This window comes from Rhodothermus marinus, from assembly GCF_009936275.1.
Lineage (GTDB): Bacteria > Bacteroidota > Rhodothermia > Rhodothermales > Rhodothermaceae > Rhodothermus > Rhodothermus marinus_A.
The window spans coordinates 1,579,897-1,597,420 of sequence record NZ_AP019797.1 but is presented as its reverse complement, the minus strand read 5'-3'; the positions used below and the strand labels follow the sequence as shown (position 1 = coordinate 1,597,420).

15 protein-coding genes are annotated in these 17,524 nt (G+C 63.6%); all 15 read right to left on the bottom strand.

The window, feature by feature from the left end:
• Window positions 1-100: 100 nt before the first annotated feature.
• On the bottom strand, window positions 101-736 hold the full coding sequence (scpB, locus tag GYH26_RS06950; protein ID WP_161541032.1) for an SMC-Scp complex subunit ScpB: 636 nt from the start codon (window positions 734-736) through the stop codon (window positions 101-103).
• Window positions 723-1,475, bottom strand: coding sequence for a segregation and condensation protein A (locus GYH26_RS06945; RefSeq protein ID WP_161541031.1), 753 nt, complete (start codon window positions 1,473-1,475; stop codon window positions 723-725). Before GYH26_RS06945 ends, scpB begins: the two co-directional genes overlap by 14 nt.
• A 3-nt stretch (window positions 1,476-1,478) precedes the next feature.
• Window positions 1,479-2,411 carry an SDR family oxidoreductase gene (locus GYH26_RS06940; protein ID WP_012843818.1) on the bottom strand — a complete coding sequence of 311 codons (933 nt, stop codon included), beginning with the start codon at window positions 2,409-2,411 and terminating at the stop codon, window positions 1,479-1,481.
• A gap of 79 nt (window positions 2,412-2,490) precedes the next feature.
• Window positions 2,491-3,747: a M16 family metallopeptidase gene (locus GYH26_RS06935; protein WP_161541030.1), complete on the bottom strand. Its 1,257-nt coding sequence runs from the start codon at window positions 3,745-3,747 to the stop codon at window positions 2,491-2,493.
• Window positions 3,748-3,836: 89 nt separating this feature from the next.
• Window positions 3,837-6,155: a polyribonucleotide nucleotidyltransferase gene (gene pnp / locus GYH26_RS06930; protein WP_161541029.1), complete on the bottom strand. Its 2,319-nt coding sequence runs from the start codon at window positions 6,153-6,155 to the stop codon at window positions 3,837-3,839.
• 81 nt (window positions 6,156-6,236) lie between these two features.
• Window positions 6,237-6,503 carry a 30S ribosomal protein S15 gene (rpsO, locus tag GYH26_RS06925; RefSeq protein WP_161541028.1) on the bottom strand — a complete coding sequence of 89 codons (267 nt, stop codon included), beginning with the start codon at window positions 6,501-6,503 and terminating at the stop codon, window positions 6,237-6,239.
• Between the two features lie 86 nt (window positions 6,504-6,589).
• A complete protein-coding gene (locus tag GYH26_RS06920) occupies window positions 6,590-7,528 on the bottom strand; it encodes a bifunctional riboflavin kinase/FAD synthetase (RefSeq protein WP_161541027.1) in 939 nt (312 codons plus the stop codon).
• On the bottom strand, window positions 7,525-8,274 hold the full coding sequence (gene truB / locus GYH26_RS06915) for a tRNA pseudouridine(55) synthase TruB (protein ID WP_161541026.1): 750 nt from the start codon (window positions 8,272-8,274) through the stop codon (window positions 7,525-7,527). Before truB ends, GYH26_RS06920 begins: the two co-directional genes overlap by 4 nt.
• A gap of 3 nt (window positions 8,275-8,277) precedes the next feature.
• Window positions 8,278-8,670, bottom strand: a complete 393-nt coding sequence (gene rbfA / locus GYH26_RS06910; protein ID WP_161541025.1) for a 30S ribosome-binding factor RbfA — start codon at window positions 8,668-8,670, stop codon at window positions 8,278-8,280.
• Complete coding sequence (infB, locus tag GYH26_RS06905; protein ID WP_161541024.1) at window positions 8,670-11,444, bottom strand: translation initiation factor IF-2; 2,775 nt, start codon at window positions 11,442-11,444, stop codon at window positions 8,670-8,672. The genes rbfA and infB overlap by 1 nt, the downstream gene beginning before the upstream one ends.
• A gap of 32 nt (window positions 11,445-11,476) precedes the next feature.
• Complete coding sequence (gene nusA, locus GYH26_RS06900; protein ID WP_161541023.1) at window positions 11,477-12,742, bottom strand: transcription termination factor NusA; 1,266 nt, start codon at window positions 12,740-12,742, stop codon at window positions 11,477-11,479.
• Window positions 12,743-12,772: 30 nt separating this feature from the next.
• On the bottom strand, window positions 12,773-13,255 hold the full coding sequence (gene rimP, locus GYH26_RS06895; protein ID WP_161541022.1) for a ribosome maturation factor RimP: 483 nt from the start codon (window positions 13,253-13,255) through the stop codon (window positions 12,773-12,775).
• A 184-nt stretch (window positions 13,256-13,439) separates the two neighbouring features.
• Window positions 13,440-15,041, bottom strand: a complete 1,602-nt coding sequence (nadB, locus tag GYH26_RS06890; RefSeq protein WP_161541021.1) for an L-aspartate oxidase — start codon at window positions 15,039-15,041, stop codon at window positions 13,440-13,442.
• 1 nt (window position 15,042) lies between these two features.
• Window positions 15,043-16,159, bottom strand: a protein-coding gene (gene prfB / locus GYH26_RS06885) for a peptide chain release factor 2 (RefSeq protein WP_012843807.1) whose coding sequence is annotated in 2 segments (ribosomal slippage) — window positions 15,043-16,101 and window positions 16,103-16,159 — 1,116 coding nt in all. Because the reading frame shifts where the segments join, the coding sequence is not laid out codon by codon here.
• Between the two features lie 58 nt (window positions 16,160-16,217).
• A complete protein-coding gene (locus GYH26_RS06880; RefSeq protein ID WP_242006632.1) occupies window positions 16,218-17,441 on the bottom strand; it encodes an aminotransferase class I/II-fold pyridoxal phosphate-dependent enzyme in 1,224 nt (407 codons plus the stop codon).
• Window positions 17,442-17,524: the final 83 nt, after the last annotated feature.

The following is a 17,524-nucleotide window of genomic DNA, read 5'->3' as shown; positions in this document are numbered from 1 at the left end:
GTCCCTCCAGCCAAATTTTTTCTCCAGTAGTGCGGGTTGTCGGAGTAAACGAAATGCCGGTGTCGGAAGTGCCCGGTTGTCTGAAGATAGCGGGTGTCTTCTATTCGGAAGGTTCGTCCTGCTCGGGTTCAAGGGGATACAGCAGGCGCAGATGCTCGCGCTGGATCTCCGGATTTTCGAGCAGTTGTTGCAGTTCCGGCAGCTCCGGGAGATCATCCAAGCTGTTCAGCCCGAAGTGCTCCAGAAAACGTCGCGTGGTACCGTACAGCAACGGCCGTCCGACCGTATCGCTGCGCCCTTTTATTTCGATCAACTCCAGTTCCTGCAGTCGTCGAATGGCATAGTCGGAGTTGACCCCACGAATGTGGTCGATTTCAGGTTTGGTAATCGGTTGGCGATAGGCGATGATCGCGAGCGTTTCGAGCAGTGTCTGAGATAGTTTGACTTCCTGTTGTTTGTAGCATTGCAATAACGGACTTACTGAAGCCATCGTGGCCAGCCGAAAACCGCCCCCCCAGCGATAAATCCGGAAAACGCGGCCGGTCTTTTCATACACGTCGTTGAGCGCCGCGATGGCCTGCTCGATCTCTCCGGCCTCCGGCCGCGTGCCGTAGGCCCGCTCCCATAGCGCGGCCAGCTCTTCGGCCGAAAGCGGCGCATCGGCCACAAACAGCAACGCCTCGATCCCCTGCATCAGCGGCGTGGCCGCCATTCCATTGCGCTCAGGCTGCAACATCGGCCTCCTCCATCGCCGTTGCTTCGCAGGCTTCCACCAGAAAATCTTCCCGGCCGTCCAGCAACCGAATCCATATCCTGCCCTGCCGGGCCAGCTCCAGCACGGCCAGAAACGTGGCGATCACGAATCCACGCGGACGCCCGGCCACCAGCTCCCCGAACGGACGCGCCCGGCCGTCCTGCAGCTGCGCCTGCACGTAATCCATCTGCGCCTCCACACTGTAGATCTCTCGCCGGACGGTATGCGCTGGCGGTTCGACCCGACGCTCCAGCACTCTCCGCAATGCATCCAGCAACTCAAACAGGGGTACCGGCGCCAGCGGCGGCGGTCCCTGCTCAGCCACTTCATCCCCTGCCCCGGCCGCTGCGCCCCGCGTGTAGAGCTGCTGCCGCGCCTCGACCTGCGCATCCAGCCGTCCGGCAGCGTCCTTATAGCGCAGGTAATTCAGGAGCCGCTCCACCAGCTCCTGGCGGGGATCGGCCGGCTCCGCTTCGTTGTCGGCCGGCGCTGGCGGGCGCGGCAGCAGCATCTGCGCCTTGATATGGAGCAGCACGGCGGCCAGGTACAGAAAGTCCCCCACACCGTCCAGGTCAAGCTCCTCCATCAGGCGCACATAGGCCAGAAACTCGTCGGCAATGCGGGCGACCGGAATGTCGTAGATGTCCAGCTCATCCCGTCGGATGAAGTAAAGCAGCAGGTCCAGGGGACCTTCGAAGACGGGAAGCCGAACGCGATACATGGTTCAGCCGACGGTCACCCGCGCGCGGAACCACTCCACCGTGCGCCGGAGTCCTTCCTGCAGCGACACCCGGGGCTCCCAGCCCAGCTCGCGGCGAGCCCGTTCGTAGCCCAGCACGCTGCGCTGCTGTTCGCCCGGCTTGGCCTCGCCATGCACTTCGGGCACTTCGGGGTTGATCAGATCCCGAAGCGTGCGGAAAAGCTGGTTGACGCTGGTCTCGATGCCCGTTCCAATGTTGAACACTCCCGAGCCCGGATAGGCCAGTGCGGCAAGATTCGCTTCCACCACGTCGCCGACGTACACGAAGTCGCGCGTCTGCTCGCCCGAGCCGTAGATGACCGGCTGCTTACCCTCGAGCATGCGCTGCGTGAAGATGGCCACCACGCCGGCTTCTCCGTGGGGGTTCTGCCGGGGGCCGTACACGTTCGCGTAGCGCAGCGCGACGTACGGGATGCCGTACTGTTGCTCGTAGAAGTAGAGGTACTTTTCAGAAGCCAGCTTCGTGATGCCGTAAGGCGAAAGTGGCCGCACCGGGTGGTCTTCGTCCTGGGGCACGTAGTCCGGCTCACCGTAAATGGCCCCGCCCGTCGAGGCGAAGATCACCTTCTGCAGGCCGTGTTGCCGCCCGGCTTCCATCAGGTTCAGCAGTCCCATGATGTTGACGTCCGCATCGAATTTGGGATCAGCCACCGAGCGGCGCACGTCCATCTGCGCAGCGTGATGGATCAAAATCGGAAACCGCTCACGCGCAAACAGATCGGCCACGGCCTCATCCCGGACGTCCATCCGATGGACCACGGCTCCGGCCGGCACGTTTTCTTCACGTCCCGAAGAGAAGTCGTCCAGAATGTGCACCTCGTATCCCCTTTCTAGCAGGGCGTCGGCTACGTGCGATCCGATAAAGCCGGCGCCTCCAGTTACCAGCACTTTTTGCATTGCAATAACGGATTTTGTTGACAGAATCTTGCCCAAAGCTACGAAATAATCCGAGCCTGCAAAAGCCCCTTCCGCCAGACTATTCCGGCAATAACACTACCTTCGAATACGGCTGCTCGGCAAACAACTCACGCGCCACCGCCTGCACCTCCTCGGCCGTCACCCGATCTACTTCCTGTAGCGCTTCGTCCAGGCTGTAATAGCGACCGAAATACAGCTCCTGCCGCCCCAAGCGCATCATCCGGCTGCTCATGTTCTCCTGCCCCAGCATCAGCGTCCCCTTGACCTGGTTCTTGGCGTGCGTCAGCACACGCCGCCCCACCGGCTCCTGCACCAGCCGCTCCAGCTCGCGCCGGATGAGCTGCTCGGCCCGCGACACCCGCCGGGGGTCCGTTCCCATATAGACGCCCCAGTCGCCGACATCCGAGTGCAGGTTGACAAACGAATAGATGTTGTAGCAGTAACCGTACCGCTCCCGGATGTTCTGATTGAGCCGGCTCGACATACCGCCCCCCAGGATCGTGTTGAGCACGGTAAGCGCGGCGCGGTGCGGATGGTGCAGGTCGTACCCGCGCCCGCCCAGCACCAGATGCGCCTGTTGCACGCTGCGCCGCTCGACGCGCTCGCCGGGGCGGTAAGGCGGCACCGGTTGTCGCTGCCGGTGGTTGGTCGGACGCAACGCCACCCCTCGCAACAGCCGTTCCGTCAGGGCCACCACCCGTTCATGCGTCAGGCGTCCGGCCGCCGCCAGCACCATACGATCCGGCGTGTAATGCCGCGCCATAAAATCCAGCAGCATGGCCCGGGTAAACGAGCGCACCGTCTCCTCCCGTCCCACAATCGGCCGTCCCAGCGGATGCCCGGCATAGACCAGTTCTTCGAAGAGATCGAAGATGTACTCGTCGGGTGTGTCCTCGTACATCTTCATCTCTTCAAGGATTACTTCTTTCTCCTTTTCGATTTCGCGCTCCGGGAAGCGCGGCCGGAAAGCCAGATCGATCAGCGTGTCCAGTGCCCGATCCAGGTATTCATCCAGCACCCGCACGTAGTAGCAGGTATGCTCTTTCGTGGTAAAGGCGTTCAGGTAGCCGCCGACGTACTCGATGCGCTGGGCGATCTGGTGCGTGCGGCGTCGCTCGGTGCCTTTGAACACCATGTGTTCGATGAAATGCGTGATGCCGGCCTCTTCCTCGGCTTCGTCCCGACTCCCCACATCCACCCAGAGACCGACGGCCACCGAGCGCACCGAGGGAATCGTTTCGGTCACGATGCGCAGCCCACAGGGCAGCACCGTCTTCTGGTAGGTAACGGTATCTGCTACAACTTTCACCGACATCGCTTCTTTCGTGTTGCTTACGCCTACACAAAAAAGGCGAGAGCAATCAGCCCCCGCCTCCTCTACGCATCCTGCGTTCGGTTTGGCGTTTAGCGACGGCGTCCACCGCGTCCGCGATCCGGTCCGCGCCCCCGTCCGCTCCGGCCTCCGCGACCGTGTCCGGGCCCATGAGAGCGTCCGGAAGCGTGATCACGCGGCGGCCCGCTCCGCTCGGCGCTCGCCTGCTCCCGTGCCGGTTCGCCGTTTTTCGCTTCGGGCTCCGGCGGCGGCAGGAAGGCCTTGCGGCTGAGCCGCAGCTTGCCATCCTCGCGGATTTCGATCAACTTGACGCGGACCTTGTCGCCGACCTTCAGGTAGTCGTGGATGTCCTTCACGTAGCCGTGGTCCAGTTCCGAGATGTGGAGCAGCCCTTCTTTGCCAGGCATGATCTCCACGATGGCGCCGAAGCTCTGGATGCTGCGCACGATGCCCTCGTACTCGGCGCCCACCTCGGGCACGGCCACGATCTGCTTGATCATCTCGATGGCACGCTGGGCGTTCTCCTGGTTCGTGGCCGCCACGGTGACCACGCCCACGCCGTCGCGCTCCTCGATCTCGATCGTGGTGTTCGTTTCGCGCTGGATGCCCTGTACCACACGGCCTCCCGGACCGATCACGGCGCCGATGAACTCCGGATCGATCGTGATCTGCGTCAGACGCGGTGCGTAGGGCGACAGGTCCGGGCGCGGCGCCTCGATGGTCTGTTCCATCAGATCCAGGATGTACATCCGGGCGCGGCGTGCCTGCTCCAGCGCGCGTTGCATGATCTCCCGCGTCAGCCCGCCGATCTTGATGTCCATCTGGCAGGCCGTGATGCCATCGCGCGTGCCGGCCACCTTGAAGTCCATGTCGCCCAGGTGGTCTTCGGTGCCGAGGATGTCGGTCAGGATGGCCACCTGGTCGCCTTCTTTGATCAGGCCCATGGCCACGCCGGCCACGTGCTTCTTGACGGGCACGCCGGCGTCCATGAGCGCCAGCGAGCCGGCACATACGCTGGCCATCGACGAGGAGCCGTTCGACTCCAGCACGTCGGCATTGACGCGGATCGTATAGGGGAACGACGATTCGTCCGGCAGCATGGCGGCCAGCGCCCGCTCGGCCAGATAGCCGTGGCCGATCTCGCGCCGTCCCGGTCCACGCAGGAAGCGAATCTCGCCCGTGCAGAAGGGCGGAAACTCGTAGTGCAGGAAGAACCGCTTGTCGCCCTGGACGAAGATCTGGTCGATCATCTGCACGTCTTTCGACGTGCCCAGCGTCACGGAGGCCAGCACCTGCGTTTCGCCACGCGTGAAGATGGCCGAGCCGTGCACGCGGGGCAGATAGCCTACCTCCATCCAGATCGGCCGGATTTCGTCCAGGCCGCGGCCGTCGATCCGGCGCCCTTCGCGCAGGATCATCTGGCGCATGACCTCGCGGGTCACCTGCGAGACCGCCTTGCGGATCTGGTCGGCCGTCCACCCCTCGGGTGTGGCTTCGGCCAGCACCTGGTTACCTTCCGCGTCGGTCGTGCCCAGCAGGGCCGCGACCGTCTCTTCACCGATCTGCTCCAGTCCTTCGTAGAAGGTCTGCTTCTCGTAGGGTGCGCGCAGGTGCGCTTCCAGCTTCGGCACGGCCAGTTCCCGCACGCGGTCGATCAGCTCCTCCGGAAGCGTGGTCGTCTGGTACGGGAAGGGTTCCGGACGCCCGTGCGCTTCCACGAATTCGAGCTGGCCCCGGCAGAGCTTGCGGATGGCCTCGTGCGCCACCTCGAGGGCTTCGAGCATGTCCTCCTCACTGATCTCCTTCATCTCGCCCTCGACCATCACGATGGCGTCCTCTTTACCGGCCACCACCAGATTAATGTCGCTCTGCTCGAGTTCTTTGAGCGTGGGGTTAACCACAAACTGGCCGTCAATGCGTCCCACACGCACTTCGGCGATCGGTCCGTCGAAGGGCGCACCAGCCAGCAACAGGGCAGCCGAAGCGCCCGTGCCGGCCAGCACGTCGGCGTCGTACCGATCGTCGGCCGAGATCACGTAGCAGATGATCTGCACTTCGTGGAAGAAGCCATCCGGAAACAGCGGTCGGATGGCCCGGTCGATCAGTCGCGACGAGAGGATCTCTTTATCCGTCGGTCGTCCCTCTCGCTTGATGAAGCCGCCTGGGATTCGGCCACCGGCGGCAAATTTCTCGCGATATTCTACCGTCAGCGGGAAAAAGCTCTGCCCCTCCTTGGGTTCGTCGGCCAGCACGGCCGTGCAGAGCACCATCGTGTCGCCCTGACGGACGACCACGGCCCCATTGGCCTGCTTGGCCAGACGCCCCGTCTCCAGCCGCAGCGTCTTCCCCGGGGCGAATTCGATTTCGTGAATGGTTGCCTGCGTCATCATAACCGTTCTCTTCCCTGTTTTTTGCGGGCCCGTTGGCCCAATAAGCGCGGCGGCATCCGCTCAGGGATGCCGCCGGCCCTTTTACTTACGAATGCCCAGCTCCTCAATAATTGCGCGGTAGCGCTCGAAATCTTCGCGCATGAGATAGTCGAGCAGGCGGCGCCGCTTGCCGACCAGCTTCAAAAGGCCGCGGCGCGTGGAAAAATCCTTGGGATGGCGCTGCAGGTGCTCGGTCAGCGCATTAATGCGGTGCGTGAAGATGGCAATCTGGACTTCCGGCCGGCCCGTGTCGTTTTCGTGGGCGCCGTACTTGCGAATCAGTTCGCGCTTGAGTTCCTTGCTGATCATGTGCTGTGGTCCCCTCTTTAGATTGATACCATGCTAAAGAAGCTGACCCGCAACTCCGAGTAAAGCCGCGTGTCAAAAAGCAGGCCTCATACCGAGGCCTGCAGTACTTCCATACAACGCTGCCGATCACGAAAAAGTTGCTCGCGGAGCGCCTCGACCGACGGGAAGCGCTGCTCGTCCCGCAGCCGCTCGATGAAATCCACCCGAAGAAGCTGACCGTAGAGGTCGCCCTCGAAGTCCAGCACGTGCACCTCCAGCGTGCGCCGGTCGCCTGCAAAAGTAGGTCGCATGCCGATGTTCATCATGCCACCTCGCGGCTCGGCTTCGCCCGGCAGCCATACCCGCACGGCATAGACGCCGTTGCGCGGCACCAGTTTACGCGGATGATTCGGATGCAGGTTGGCCGTCGGGAATCCCAGCACCCGTCCGCGGCCGTCCCCGCGCACAACGGTAGCCTGGAGCATGTAGGGACGGCCGAGCAAGTCGGCCGCCTGCCGCACGTCTCCATCACGCAGCAGAATGGTCCGGATCAGCGTGGACGAGACCGTACGGTCTCCCACCACCTGCGGTGGAATGACATCGACGGCAAATCCGTACTGCGGTCCCAGTTGCTGTAGCAGGGCTACGTTCCCTTCCCGATTGCGACCGAACGTGTGGTCGTAGCCCACGCAGATGGCCTGCAGGCCGATGCGGCGTACGAGGATTTCCTCGACAAACTGCCGGGCCGGCATGGCAGCCAGTTCCGGCGTAAAAGACAGCACGATAAAGCGCTCGATGCCCAGTGCTTCCAGCAGCGTGGCCCGTTCCTCCACCGTCGTCAGCAGCGGCACCGGTTCGCCGCGCAACACTTCGCGCGGATGTGGATCGAAGCTGAGCACCGTGCTGATACCGTCGCGCTCACGCGCCCGCGCCATCAGAAACTGCAACACGGCCTGATGCCCCCGGTGCACTCCGTCGAACGTTCCGACGGTCACGACCGAGCGCGCGTCGTACTCGACCTGTTCCAGGCCTCGTTCGAACTTCATGACTTTCTTTCCGGCTGGGATGATGTCCGGGCTTGCAGCGCCGCGGGCAGCGCCTCCAGCGTCCAGGCCTGTTCAACGCGATACGGTCCCGATCGGGTGCGCCGCAGTTCGATGAGATGAGCGCCGCACCCCAGCACCTGGCCGAAGTCGTGCACCAGGCTACGGATGTACGTGCCCTTTGAGCAGCACACCCGGAAGGCCACATCGGGCCCTTTGCGCCCCAGCAGTTCAAATGCGTAAATCTGCACGCGCCGGCTCGGGCGCTCGACTTTTTTCCCGGCCCGGGCCTGTTCGTACAGGCGTTTGCCTTTCACCTTGACGGCTGAATAGGCCGGCACCTGCTGCACAATTTCGCCGACGAATTGCCAGCGCGCACGCTCCAGATCTTCGTCGGTCAGGTGCTCCCAGGGCCTGCGCTCCACCACTTCGGTTTCTGCGTCGTACGAGGGCGTGATTTCGCCGAGCCGCATGACGCCCTCATACTCCTTCTCCTGGGCCATAAAGTGTGTCATCCAGCGTGTGGCCCGCCCGATCAGACAGATCAGCAGGCCGGTGGCCATGGGATCGAGCGTGCCGGCATGTCCGATCTTGCGCACGCGCAGCAGTTTCCGGAGCCGCCGGATCACGTCAAAGGAGGTGATGCCTTTCGGCTTGTCGATCAGGAGCACGGCGGCATCCCATCGCTCGGGCAGCCGGGGATAGCCATGCACCAGCGCGTCGAAGTTTTCCGGCAGCGGGACAGGCATGGATCAGGAGCTCTGTCCTTCGCGCTGATCTTCGCGGCGGGCCCGCTCTTCGCGGATGCGCGCCAGCAGCTCCTCGACCCGCTGTGCCCGCTCCAAGGTCTCATCCAGGACGAAACGCAGCTCGGGCATGAAGCGGAGCTGGTAGCGGATGCGCTGGGCCAGTGCCGCGCGGATCTGAGGCGTCAGTTCCTGCAACCGCCGGAACGCTGCCCGTTTCTGCTCGGGCGCACCATAGATGCTCACGTACACTTTGGCGATCGACAGGTCCCGCGTGGGCTGCACGTCGGTGACCGTCGTCATAGGCGGCAGCTGGTCCCCGAACTCAAACTGCAGGATGTCGGCCAGCTCGCGCTTGAGCAAACTACCCACACGCTGCACCCGGATGCTGCTGCTCATCAGACCTCCAGTTTGCGCCGCTGTTCGACGATCTCAAAGGCCTCGATCTGGTCGCCCACCTTGATATCGTTGAAGTTTTCGATGCCCATGCCGCACTCGTAGCCGCTCTGCACCTCCCGCACGTCCTCCTTGAAGCGTTTGAGCGACGAGATCGCGCCTTCGTAGATGACCACCCCGTCGCGAATGACGCGCACGCGGTCGCCCCGGCGAATGCGTCCTTCGACGACCCGGCAGCCGGCCACCGTACCAACCTTCGGGATCTTGAACGTCTCGCGCACCTCGGCCACGCCCACAATCTGCTCGGTCTTTTCGGGCGACAGCAGCCCTTCCAGGGCGTCGCGCACATCCTCGATGGCCTGATAGATGACCGAGTAGAGCCGGATGTCCACATGCTCGCGTTCGGCCAGCTGGCGGGCGCTGCTGGTGGGACGCACCTGGAAGCCGATGATGATGGCGTCGGAGGCCGAAGCCAGCATCACGTCGCTTTCGGTGATGGCGCCGACGCCGCTGTGGATGATGTTCACGGCCACCTCGTCGGTCGAGAGCTTCAGAAGCGCGTCGCTCAGCGCCTCGACCGAACCGGCCACATCGCCTTTGATGATCAGGTTGAGTTCCTTCAGGCGCTCACCCTGTGCCATGCGCCGGCTGATCTCGTCGAGCGAGATGCGACGCTGCTTGCGCAGCATCTGCTCACGGCGGATCTGCTGACGCTTCTGGGCGATCGCCCTTGCTTCTTTTTCGTCGGGCACGACCACGAACTGGTCGCCGACCTCGGGCAGTTCGTCGAAACCGAGCACCAGCACCGGAATGGAGGGTCCGGCGGCCTCAACGCGGTTGCCCCGCTCGTCGAACATCGCCCGCACGCGGCCACTCGTCACGCCAGCCACGAAGGGATCGCCCACGCGGAGCGTCCCGTTCTGCACCAGCACGGTGGCCACGTTGCCGCGTCCTTTTTCCACGCGGCTTTCGATGATGGTGCCGACGGCCGGGCGATTCGGGTTCGCCTTCAGATCGTGCAACTCGGCCTCCAGCAGTACCTTTTCGAGCAGATCATCGACCCCCTCGCCGGTCTTGGCCGAAACGAAGGCGCACTGCACCTGACCGCCGTACTGCTCGACCAGCACGCCGTGTTCGGCCAGCTGTTGGAGAACGCGCTGCGGGTTGGCCTCGGGCTTGTCGATCTTGGTAACGGCCACCACGATGGGCACACCGGCAGCTTTGGCGTGGTTGATGGCCTCGATCGTCTGCGGCATCACGCCATCGTCGGCCGCCACCACCAGGATCACGATGTCTGTCACCTTGGCGCCGCGAGCACGCATGGCCGTGAAGGCTTCGTGCCCCGGCGTGTCCAGGAAGGTGATGTACCGACCGTCCGGCAGCTCCACATGGTAGGCGCCGATGTGCTGCGTGATGCCCCCGGCCTCGCCGGCCACCACGTTCGTCTTGCGGATGTAGTCCAGAAGCGATGTCTTGCCGTGGTCGACGTGCCCCATCACCGTAACGATGGGTGCCCGCGGCTGCAGATCTTCCGGTCGATCCTCCGGGATTTCTATCTCCAGCTCGTTGTAGTCGGTGATGAATTCGACTTCGTAGCCGAATTCATCTGCCACGAACTGGATCGTGTCGGCGTCGAGCCGCTGGTTGATGGAGACGATCATCCCTGCATTGAAGAGCGTCGAGATCACTTCGCTGACCTCGACCCCCATCAACTCGGCCAGCTCGCCCACCGAGATATACTCCGTCACCCGGAGTTTGCGAGCTTCCTGCGCTTCTCGCAACGCCTCCCGTTCCCGTTCCTGCGCATGACGTTCACGCCGTTCACGGCGCCGGCGCTGACGTATGCGGCTGACGCCCTGCTCCAGCTCACGAAGCGTCTCCTGCAGCGACTGTTCGACTTCCTCCTCGTCGACGCGGCGAATCCGCTTGCGTTTGCGTTTGCGCTTGCTTCGTGTTTTTTCCTCCTCCTCGTCCTCAACGGCTACTTTGACGACTTCTTCGTCCGGTGCGGGCTTCGCTTTTCGCTTCCGTTTGCGTTTGCGCTTACCAGACCGCGTCTCATCGTCTTCGACTTTCGACAGGTCGATTTTACCGACGACCTTGGCTCCCTGGAGCACCACCTGCGCCCGGATTACCTCGTCCTCTTCTTTCTTTTCTTCCCCAGCGGGCTCAGGGGCCTCCTCCGTCGGAGCCGCTTCAGCCTCGGCCGCCGCAGGCGTTTCGGGCTCGGATGCCTCGGCCTCCGCCTTGGATTCCTCCGTCGCAGCCGCTATTGCCACCACTTCCGCTTCTTCTTCCTGTTCAGGGGCAGGCGTGGGCTCGGCCGAGACCTCCTCGGCGACCTCCTCCGCCTCCACCGCTTCAACAGACGCAGCAGGCGCTTCAACCTCCGGCTCCCCGGTGGTTTCTTCGACGGCTGTTTCCGTAGCTTCCTGCTCGGTCTCTTCGGCGGCCGACGCTGAAGCCGGCACTTCTTCAACGGCTTCTTCTTCGACTTCTTCGACGGCCTCGGCCGCCTCTGCCTCCGCCTTCGCTGCCCGGGCGGCCGCCTCGCGCGCTTCACGCAATTCTTTCAGCCGGGCCGCCACCTTCCGGTCGTGGGCAAACACCTCCAGGAGTGCCTCGTAGGCGTCCTCATCTTCCAGGACGGCATTGGCTCCCCGACCGGAAAGCGCATGGGCATAGCCCAGCTCTTCGAGCTGCTGCTCAATGGTGTCGATCCCGACGTTCAGCTCTTTGGCCAGCTTGAATAGCCGGATTTTGAACTTCTTTGCCATAAGCGCCTGTTGCGTCCTCCTGCGATCGGCGTTCAGCCTTCCAGTTCTTCTTCGTCTTCTTCAAACTCCGAACGAATGACATGCATCACGCGCCGCGCGGTTTCCGCATCGAGCCCGGAGCGCCGCATCAGCTCTTCGACCGAAAGGTCGAGCACGGCCCGGGCCGTATCGCAACCGATCTCGCGCAGCCGCACGATGATCTCTTCGTCCAGCTCGTCGGCAAACTCTTCGATTTCGATATCCTCTTCGTCGGGGAGGATTTCCCGGTAGACGTCCAGTTCGTAGCCGGTCAGACGCGAGGCCAGCCGGATGTTGACCCCACCTCGCCCGATAGCCTGGCTGACCTCGTCGGCCCGCACGACCACCTTGGCACGCGGCGGGTTGGCCTCTTCGTTCAACGTGACCGAAAGCGGTCTGGCCGGCGCCAGCGCCCGCTTGATCAGCTCCCGGGGATCGTCAGACCACTCGATGACGTCGATGTTCTCGTTGGACAGCTCGCGCACGATGGCATGGATCCGGTTCCCCCGGAGCCCCACGCAGGCGCCTACCGGGTCCACCCGCTCGTCGTGGCTGACGACGGCCACCTTGGCGCGCTCGCCGGGCTCCCGCACGATTTTCTTGATCTCGACGATGCCCTCTTCGATCTCGGGCACTTCGAGCTCCAGCAGCCGCTCCAGAAAGACCGGATCGGCCCGGCTGATGATCACCTGCGGCGCACCGCCCGCTTCACGACGCACCTCTTTGACAACCGCCCGGAGCGTGTCGCCCTTACGGTAGCGATCGCGCGGGATCTGCTCCTCGCGCGGCAGGATCAACTCCGTGCGGTTGTGCATGACCAGCACCTCGCGCCGGCGAATCTGATAGATTTCACCGACGACGATTTCGCCAATCAGCTCGGAATATTCCTGATAGATTTTTTCCTTTTCCAGATCGCGAATGCGCTGGCTGAAGGTCTGGCGCGCGGTCATGATGGCCCGCCGGCCGAACTCGGCGATGCTCACCTCGCTGGCCACCTCATCGCCGACCTCGAAATCGGGGTCGATCTTGCGCGCCTCGCTCAGCTCAATCTGCGTGACCGGGTCTTCCAGCTCCCAGTCGGGCACAACCTCCCGGATGTGAAGGATCTGGATGTCGCCATGATCCGGGTTGAAGATGATCTCGAACGCTTCGTCCGAGCCATAACGCTTCCGGATCATGGCCCGGAAGACGTCCTCCACAATCAGCTGGAGCGTGTCCCGGTCGATTCCCTTCGAATGCGCGATTTCCGCAAAGGAGGATACCAGCTCGCTGTTCTGCATGGCTCACCTGTCATCGTCTTGGGGCCCGCCTTACCAGGGCAGGCAGACGCGGGCCGATTGAATTTCTTCATAGCGCACCCGGCGCTGCGACCCGTCGGGAAGCCGCAGCTCGATCGCCTCGGCATCGGCGCGCTGCAACGTCCCGCGCAGTCGCTCGGCCGGTGCATCGGCGACGGCCACCAGTTTCACCTCCAGCTCCCGCCCTACGTGCTTGGGATACTGGCGGGGATGCACCAGTGGCCGATCGACGCCCGGCGACGACACGTTCAGCGTGTACGGACCGGGCAACAGGTCGTCGCTGTCGAGCAGAAAGCCGATCTCCCGGCTCAGCTGCTCCAGGTCCCGAAGCGAGGGACCGCGATCTCCGTCGATGAAAATCTCGACCACGTGCGCGCCCCGTCGGCCGCGCACGACGACATCGATCAGAAAGAACGCCGTTCCCTGCAGCACCTCTTCGACGCGGGCGCGGATCTGCTCGATCAGCGCCGGCGTCCCGTACGTCGTCTGCGTCATGGTTATCGCTCGTTGCAAAAAACGCCCGCACCACGGACGGCCGGGCGTTACTACCTGAGCGGGTTGAACGAAAAAAGGGCGGCTTGAGCCCCCCTTTTCATACACACCGACTCCGTTCCGTGGAGGCGACTACACAACCCGCTCACTCCCGACGGCATAAACGACGGCTTCAAAAACGGGTTCCTCAGACCAGTGTGGGCCGGCGCTCGCTCTCGACGGGTTCCGGATAGTCGAGCATGTAGTGCAGCCCGCGGCTTTCGCGGCGCATTTGAGCGCTGCGAATGATCAGGTAGGCTACGGCGATCATGTTGCGCAGTTCGCACAGCCCCGGCGAGAGCCGGGCGCGACGGTAGAAGTCCTCGGTTTCTTCGTAGAGCAGCCGGGTGCGACGCAGGGCCCGCTCCAGACGAAGCTGTGAGCGCACGATGCCCACGTAGTCCCACATGATGCGACGCAGCTCGTCCCGGTTGTGCGCAATGAGCACCCATTCCTGGGGGCGCTCGGTGCCTCGGTCGTCCCAGTCCGGCACGTCCGTACGCCACGTCTGCGTCTGAATGTACTGCACGGCATCTTCGGCCGCCCGTCGGGCAAAGACGAGCGCCTCCAGCAGCGAGTTGCTGGCCAGTCGGTTGGCGCCGTGCAGCCCCGTGCAGGCCACCTCGCCGGCCGCATAGAGGCCGTGAATCGTAGTGCGGCCGTGCAGGTCGGTCAACACCCCGCCGCACTGGTAATGAGCAGCCGGCACGACCGGAATGGGCTGCTGCGTCATGTCGATGCCATAGTCGAGCAGCGTCCGGTAGATGTTCGGGAAGTGGCGTTTGATTTCCTCGGCCGGCCGGTGCGAGATGTCCAGCCATACGTGCGGGTCGCCGCGCCGCTTGAGCTGGTCATCGATGGCGCGCGCCACAATATCGCGCGGGGCCAGCTCAGCCCGTGGGTCATACTTCGGCATGAAGCGCTCGCCGGCCAGGTTGTAGAGCCGAGCCCCCTCACCCCGCACCGCCTCGCTGATCAGAAACGAGCGTTCTTTCGGGCCATCGGGGTAGAAAAGCGTGGTCGGGTGAAACTGAATGAACTCCATGTTGGCCACGCGGGCCTTGGCCCGATAGGCCATGGCCACCCCGTCGCCTGTGGCAACTGGCGGATTCGTGGTGTGCAGGTAGACCTGTCCGGAGCCACCGGTGGCCAGCAGCGTGGCCTTCGCCAGGAAGGTGTGCACCACGTCGGCCCGCTCGTCCAGCACGTACGCCCCGAAGCAGTGGATGTCGGGACGCAGTCGCGAGACGTACTGGCCCAGATGATGCTCGGTGATCAGATCAACCGCGTAGTGATACTCGAAAATGTGGATGTTCGGGTGGGCGCGCACGCGCGCCAGCAGCGCCCGCTCGACCTCGCGGCCGGTCGCATCGGCGGCGTGCACGATGCGGTTGCGCGAGTGTCCGCCCTCCCGACCCAGATGCAGCCGGCCGTTTTCACGGGTGAACTGCGCCCCGAGCGCCATCAGTTCGCGCACCCGTTCGGGCCCTTCCCGCACGACCGTTTCCACCACCTCGCGGTCGCACAGGCCGGCCCCGGCCTCGAGCGTGTCCTGCACGTGCTGCTCGAAGGAATCGGCCGCGTCCATGACGGCCGCAATGCCGCCCTGCGCGTAGTTCGTGTTCGACTCGACGCTTTCTTTTTTCGTGACGATGGCGACCGAGCCGTGATCGGCCACGCGCAGCGCAAACGTCAGGCCGGCAATGCCACTACCGATGACCAGAAAATCGAATTGATAACGCTCGGGCATTTCAGGCGGCTTCGTTCACCTGCGACAGCAGGTAGGCCCGGATGAACGGGTCCAGGTCACCGTCCATGACGGCCTGGACGTCCGTCACTTTCGTTTCGGTGCGATGGTCGTTGACCATCGTGTAGGGCTGAAAGACGTAGGAACGAATCTGACTCCCCCACTCGATCTTTTTCTTCTGGGACTCCCGCTTGCGCTTTTCGGCCTCGCGGATCTCCCGCTCCAGCTGGTAGATCCGGCTTTTGAGCATGGTGAGCGCCCGCTGCCGGTTCTGAAGCTGGCTGCGTTCTTCGGTGCACTCGGCCACGACTCTGGCCTCCTCGCCGTTCGAGAGCTTGCCGTGCCAGATCAGGCGGACGCCCGTCTCCACTTTGTTGACGTTCTGTCCGCCTTTTCCACCGCTGCGGAACGTCTGCATTTCGATCTCGTCGGGCCGGATGTCGACCTCGATCGAGTCGTCGATCTCCGGATAGACGAACACGCTGGCAAAGGACGTATGGCGTCGGCCGCTCGCATCGAACGGCGAGATGCGCACCAGCCGGTGTACGCCAGACTCGCCCTTCAGATAGCCGTAAGCGTAGGGTCCGGCAATGCGCAGCGTGGCGCTCTTGATGCCGGCCACGTCGCCCGCCTGGTATTCGAGCAGCTCCACGTCGTAGCCGTGTCGTTCGCCCCAGCGCGTGTACATGCGCAGGAGCATTTCGGCCCAGTCCTGGCTTTCCGTCCCGCCGGCCCCCGGATGAATGGTCAGGATGGCGTTCCGGTGGTCGTCGGGATCGGTCAGCAGGCTGCGCAGCTCCAGCTCGTCAAGCTGCTGCTCCAGGCGGGCCACTTCCCGCGCGATCTCTTCTTCCAGGTTCGCGTCGGGCTCCTCCTGCTGGAGTTCCAGCAGCGTCTGTACATCATCGGCCTGGCGACGCAGCTGCTCCCACGCCGCCACCCAGGACTCTTCTTCGGCGATTTGCTTTTCGACCTCACGCGCCCGCTCCGGGTTGTCCCAGAAGCCCGGCGCCAGACGCTCCTCGTTCAGCTTCGCGATTTTCTCTTTACGCCCGGGGATGTCAAAGAAACCTCCCGAGCGTGTCCACACGCTCTAACAGGCTTTGAATTTTTTCCTGCATTGCAATAACGGATTTTGATCGACTCCACAGTGCGGCTCTGGCAACGACAACCGCTCGCTCAGGTTTCCACCTGGCGCTCCTCCTTCACACGTGCCACAAACCGCTGAATCCGCCGCACCGCCTCCCGGATGTTCTCCAGCGACGTGGCATACGAGCAGCGCACATAGCCCGCCCCGCTGGGGCCAAAAGCATCGCCGGGTACCACCGCCACGTGCTCTTCTCGCAGCAACCGCTGCGCGAACTCCTCTGAGGTCAGTCCGGTCGGCCGAATGTCCGGGAAGCAATAAAAGGCGCCCTCCGGCTCAAACGTGGGCAGACCGGCCGCGCGCAGACCATCCACGATCACGCGACGCCGCTCGTCGTAGGCCCGGCGCATCCGCTCCACGTCGTCCTGCGCCTCCCGAAGCGCTGCCAGGGCGGCCACCTGCCCCATCGTCGGCGCACTCATCACGATGTACTGGTGCAGCTTGTACATCGCCTTCAGAATGGGCTCGGGCGCGCAGGCATAGCCGATCCGCCAGCCCGTCATCGCATAATCCTTGGAAAAGCCCCCCAGCAGCACGGTGCGCTCCCGGAGCCCCGGGATCGACGGCACGCACACGTGCCCCTCCTCATAGGCGCGGCCGTAGATCAGCCGATCGTAGATTTCATCCGAGATGATAAACAGGTCGTGCTTGATCACCAGCTCGCCGATCTCCTCCATCGTCCTGCGCCGCAGCACGGCCCCGGTCGGATTGTTCGGGTAGCCGATCATGAGCACCTTCGTGCGCGGCGTGATGTAGGGCTCCAGATCGGCGGCCGTCACCTGGAAGTCGTTTTCCACCGAGGTCGGCACGTAGACCACCCGGCCACCGGCAAACACGGCGGTCGGTCCGTACGAAACAAAGCAGGGTTCCGGAATGAGCACCTCGTCGCCCGGCTCCACCAGCGCCAGCATGGCCAGCTGGATGCCCTCGGCCACGCCGACGGTGACGAGAATCTCGCGCGCCGGATCGTAGTGCACACCGTAGCGTCGGGCCAGCTCTTCGGCAATGGCTTCCCGGAGCTCCATCAGGCCGGCGTTGGCCGTATAGCCGGTCTGTCCGGCTCGCAATGAGGCGATCGCCGCTTCGATGGCCGCCGGCGGCGAGACGAAATCCGGCTCGCCGATGCCCAGCGAGATCACGTCTTCCATGGTGGCGGCAATCTCGAAAAAGCGCCGAATGCCGCTGGGCGGTACGACGCGCACGCGCGTGGCCAGCCGCGCTTCCAGCGACGACAGCAGGGCGGAACGATCCGTCATGGGCTTCATCGTTCGTCGTAGCAGCAATGAACTTGAAATATACGGCTTTTCTTTACGGCAAAAGCAGACACCCGGCCTCTGGC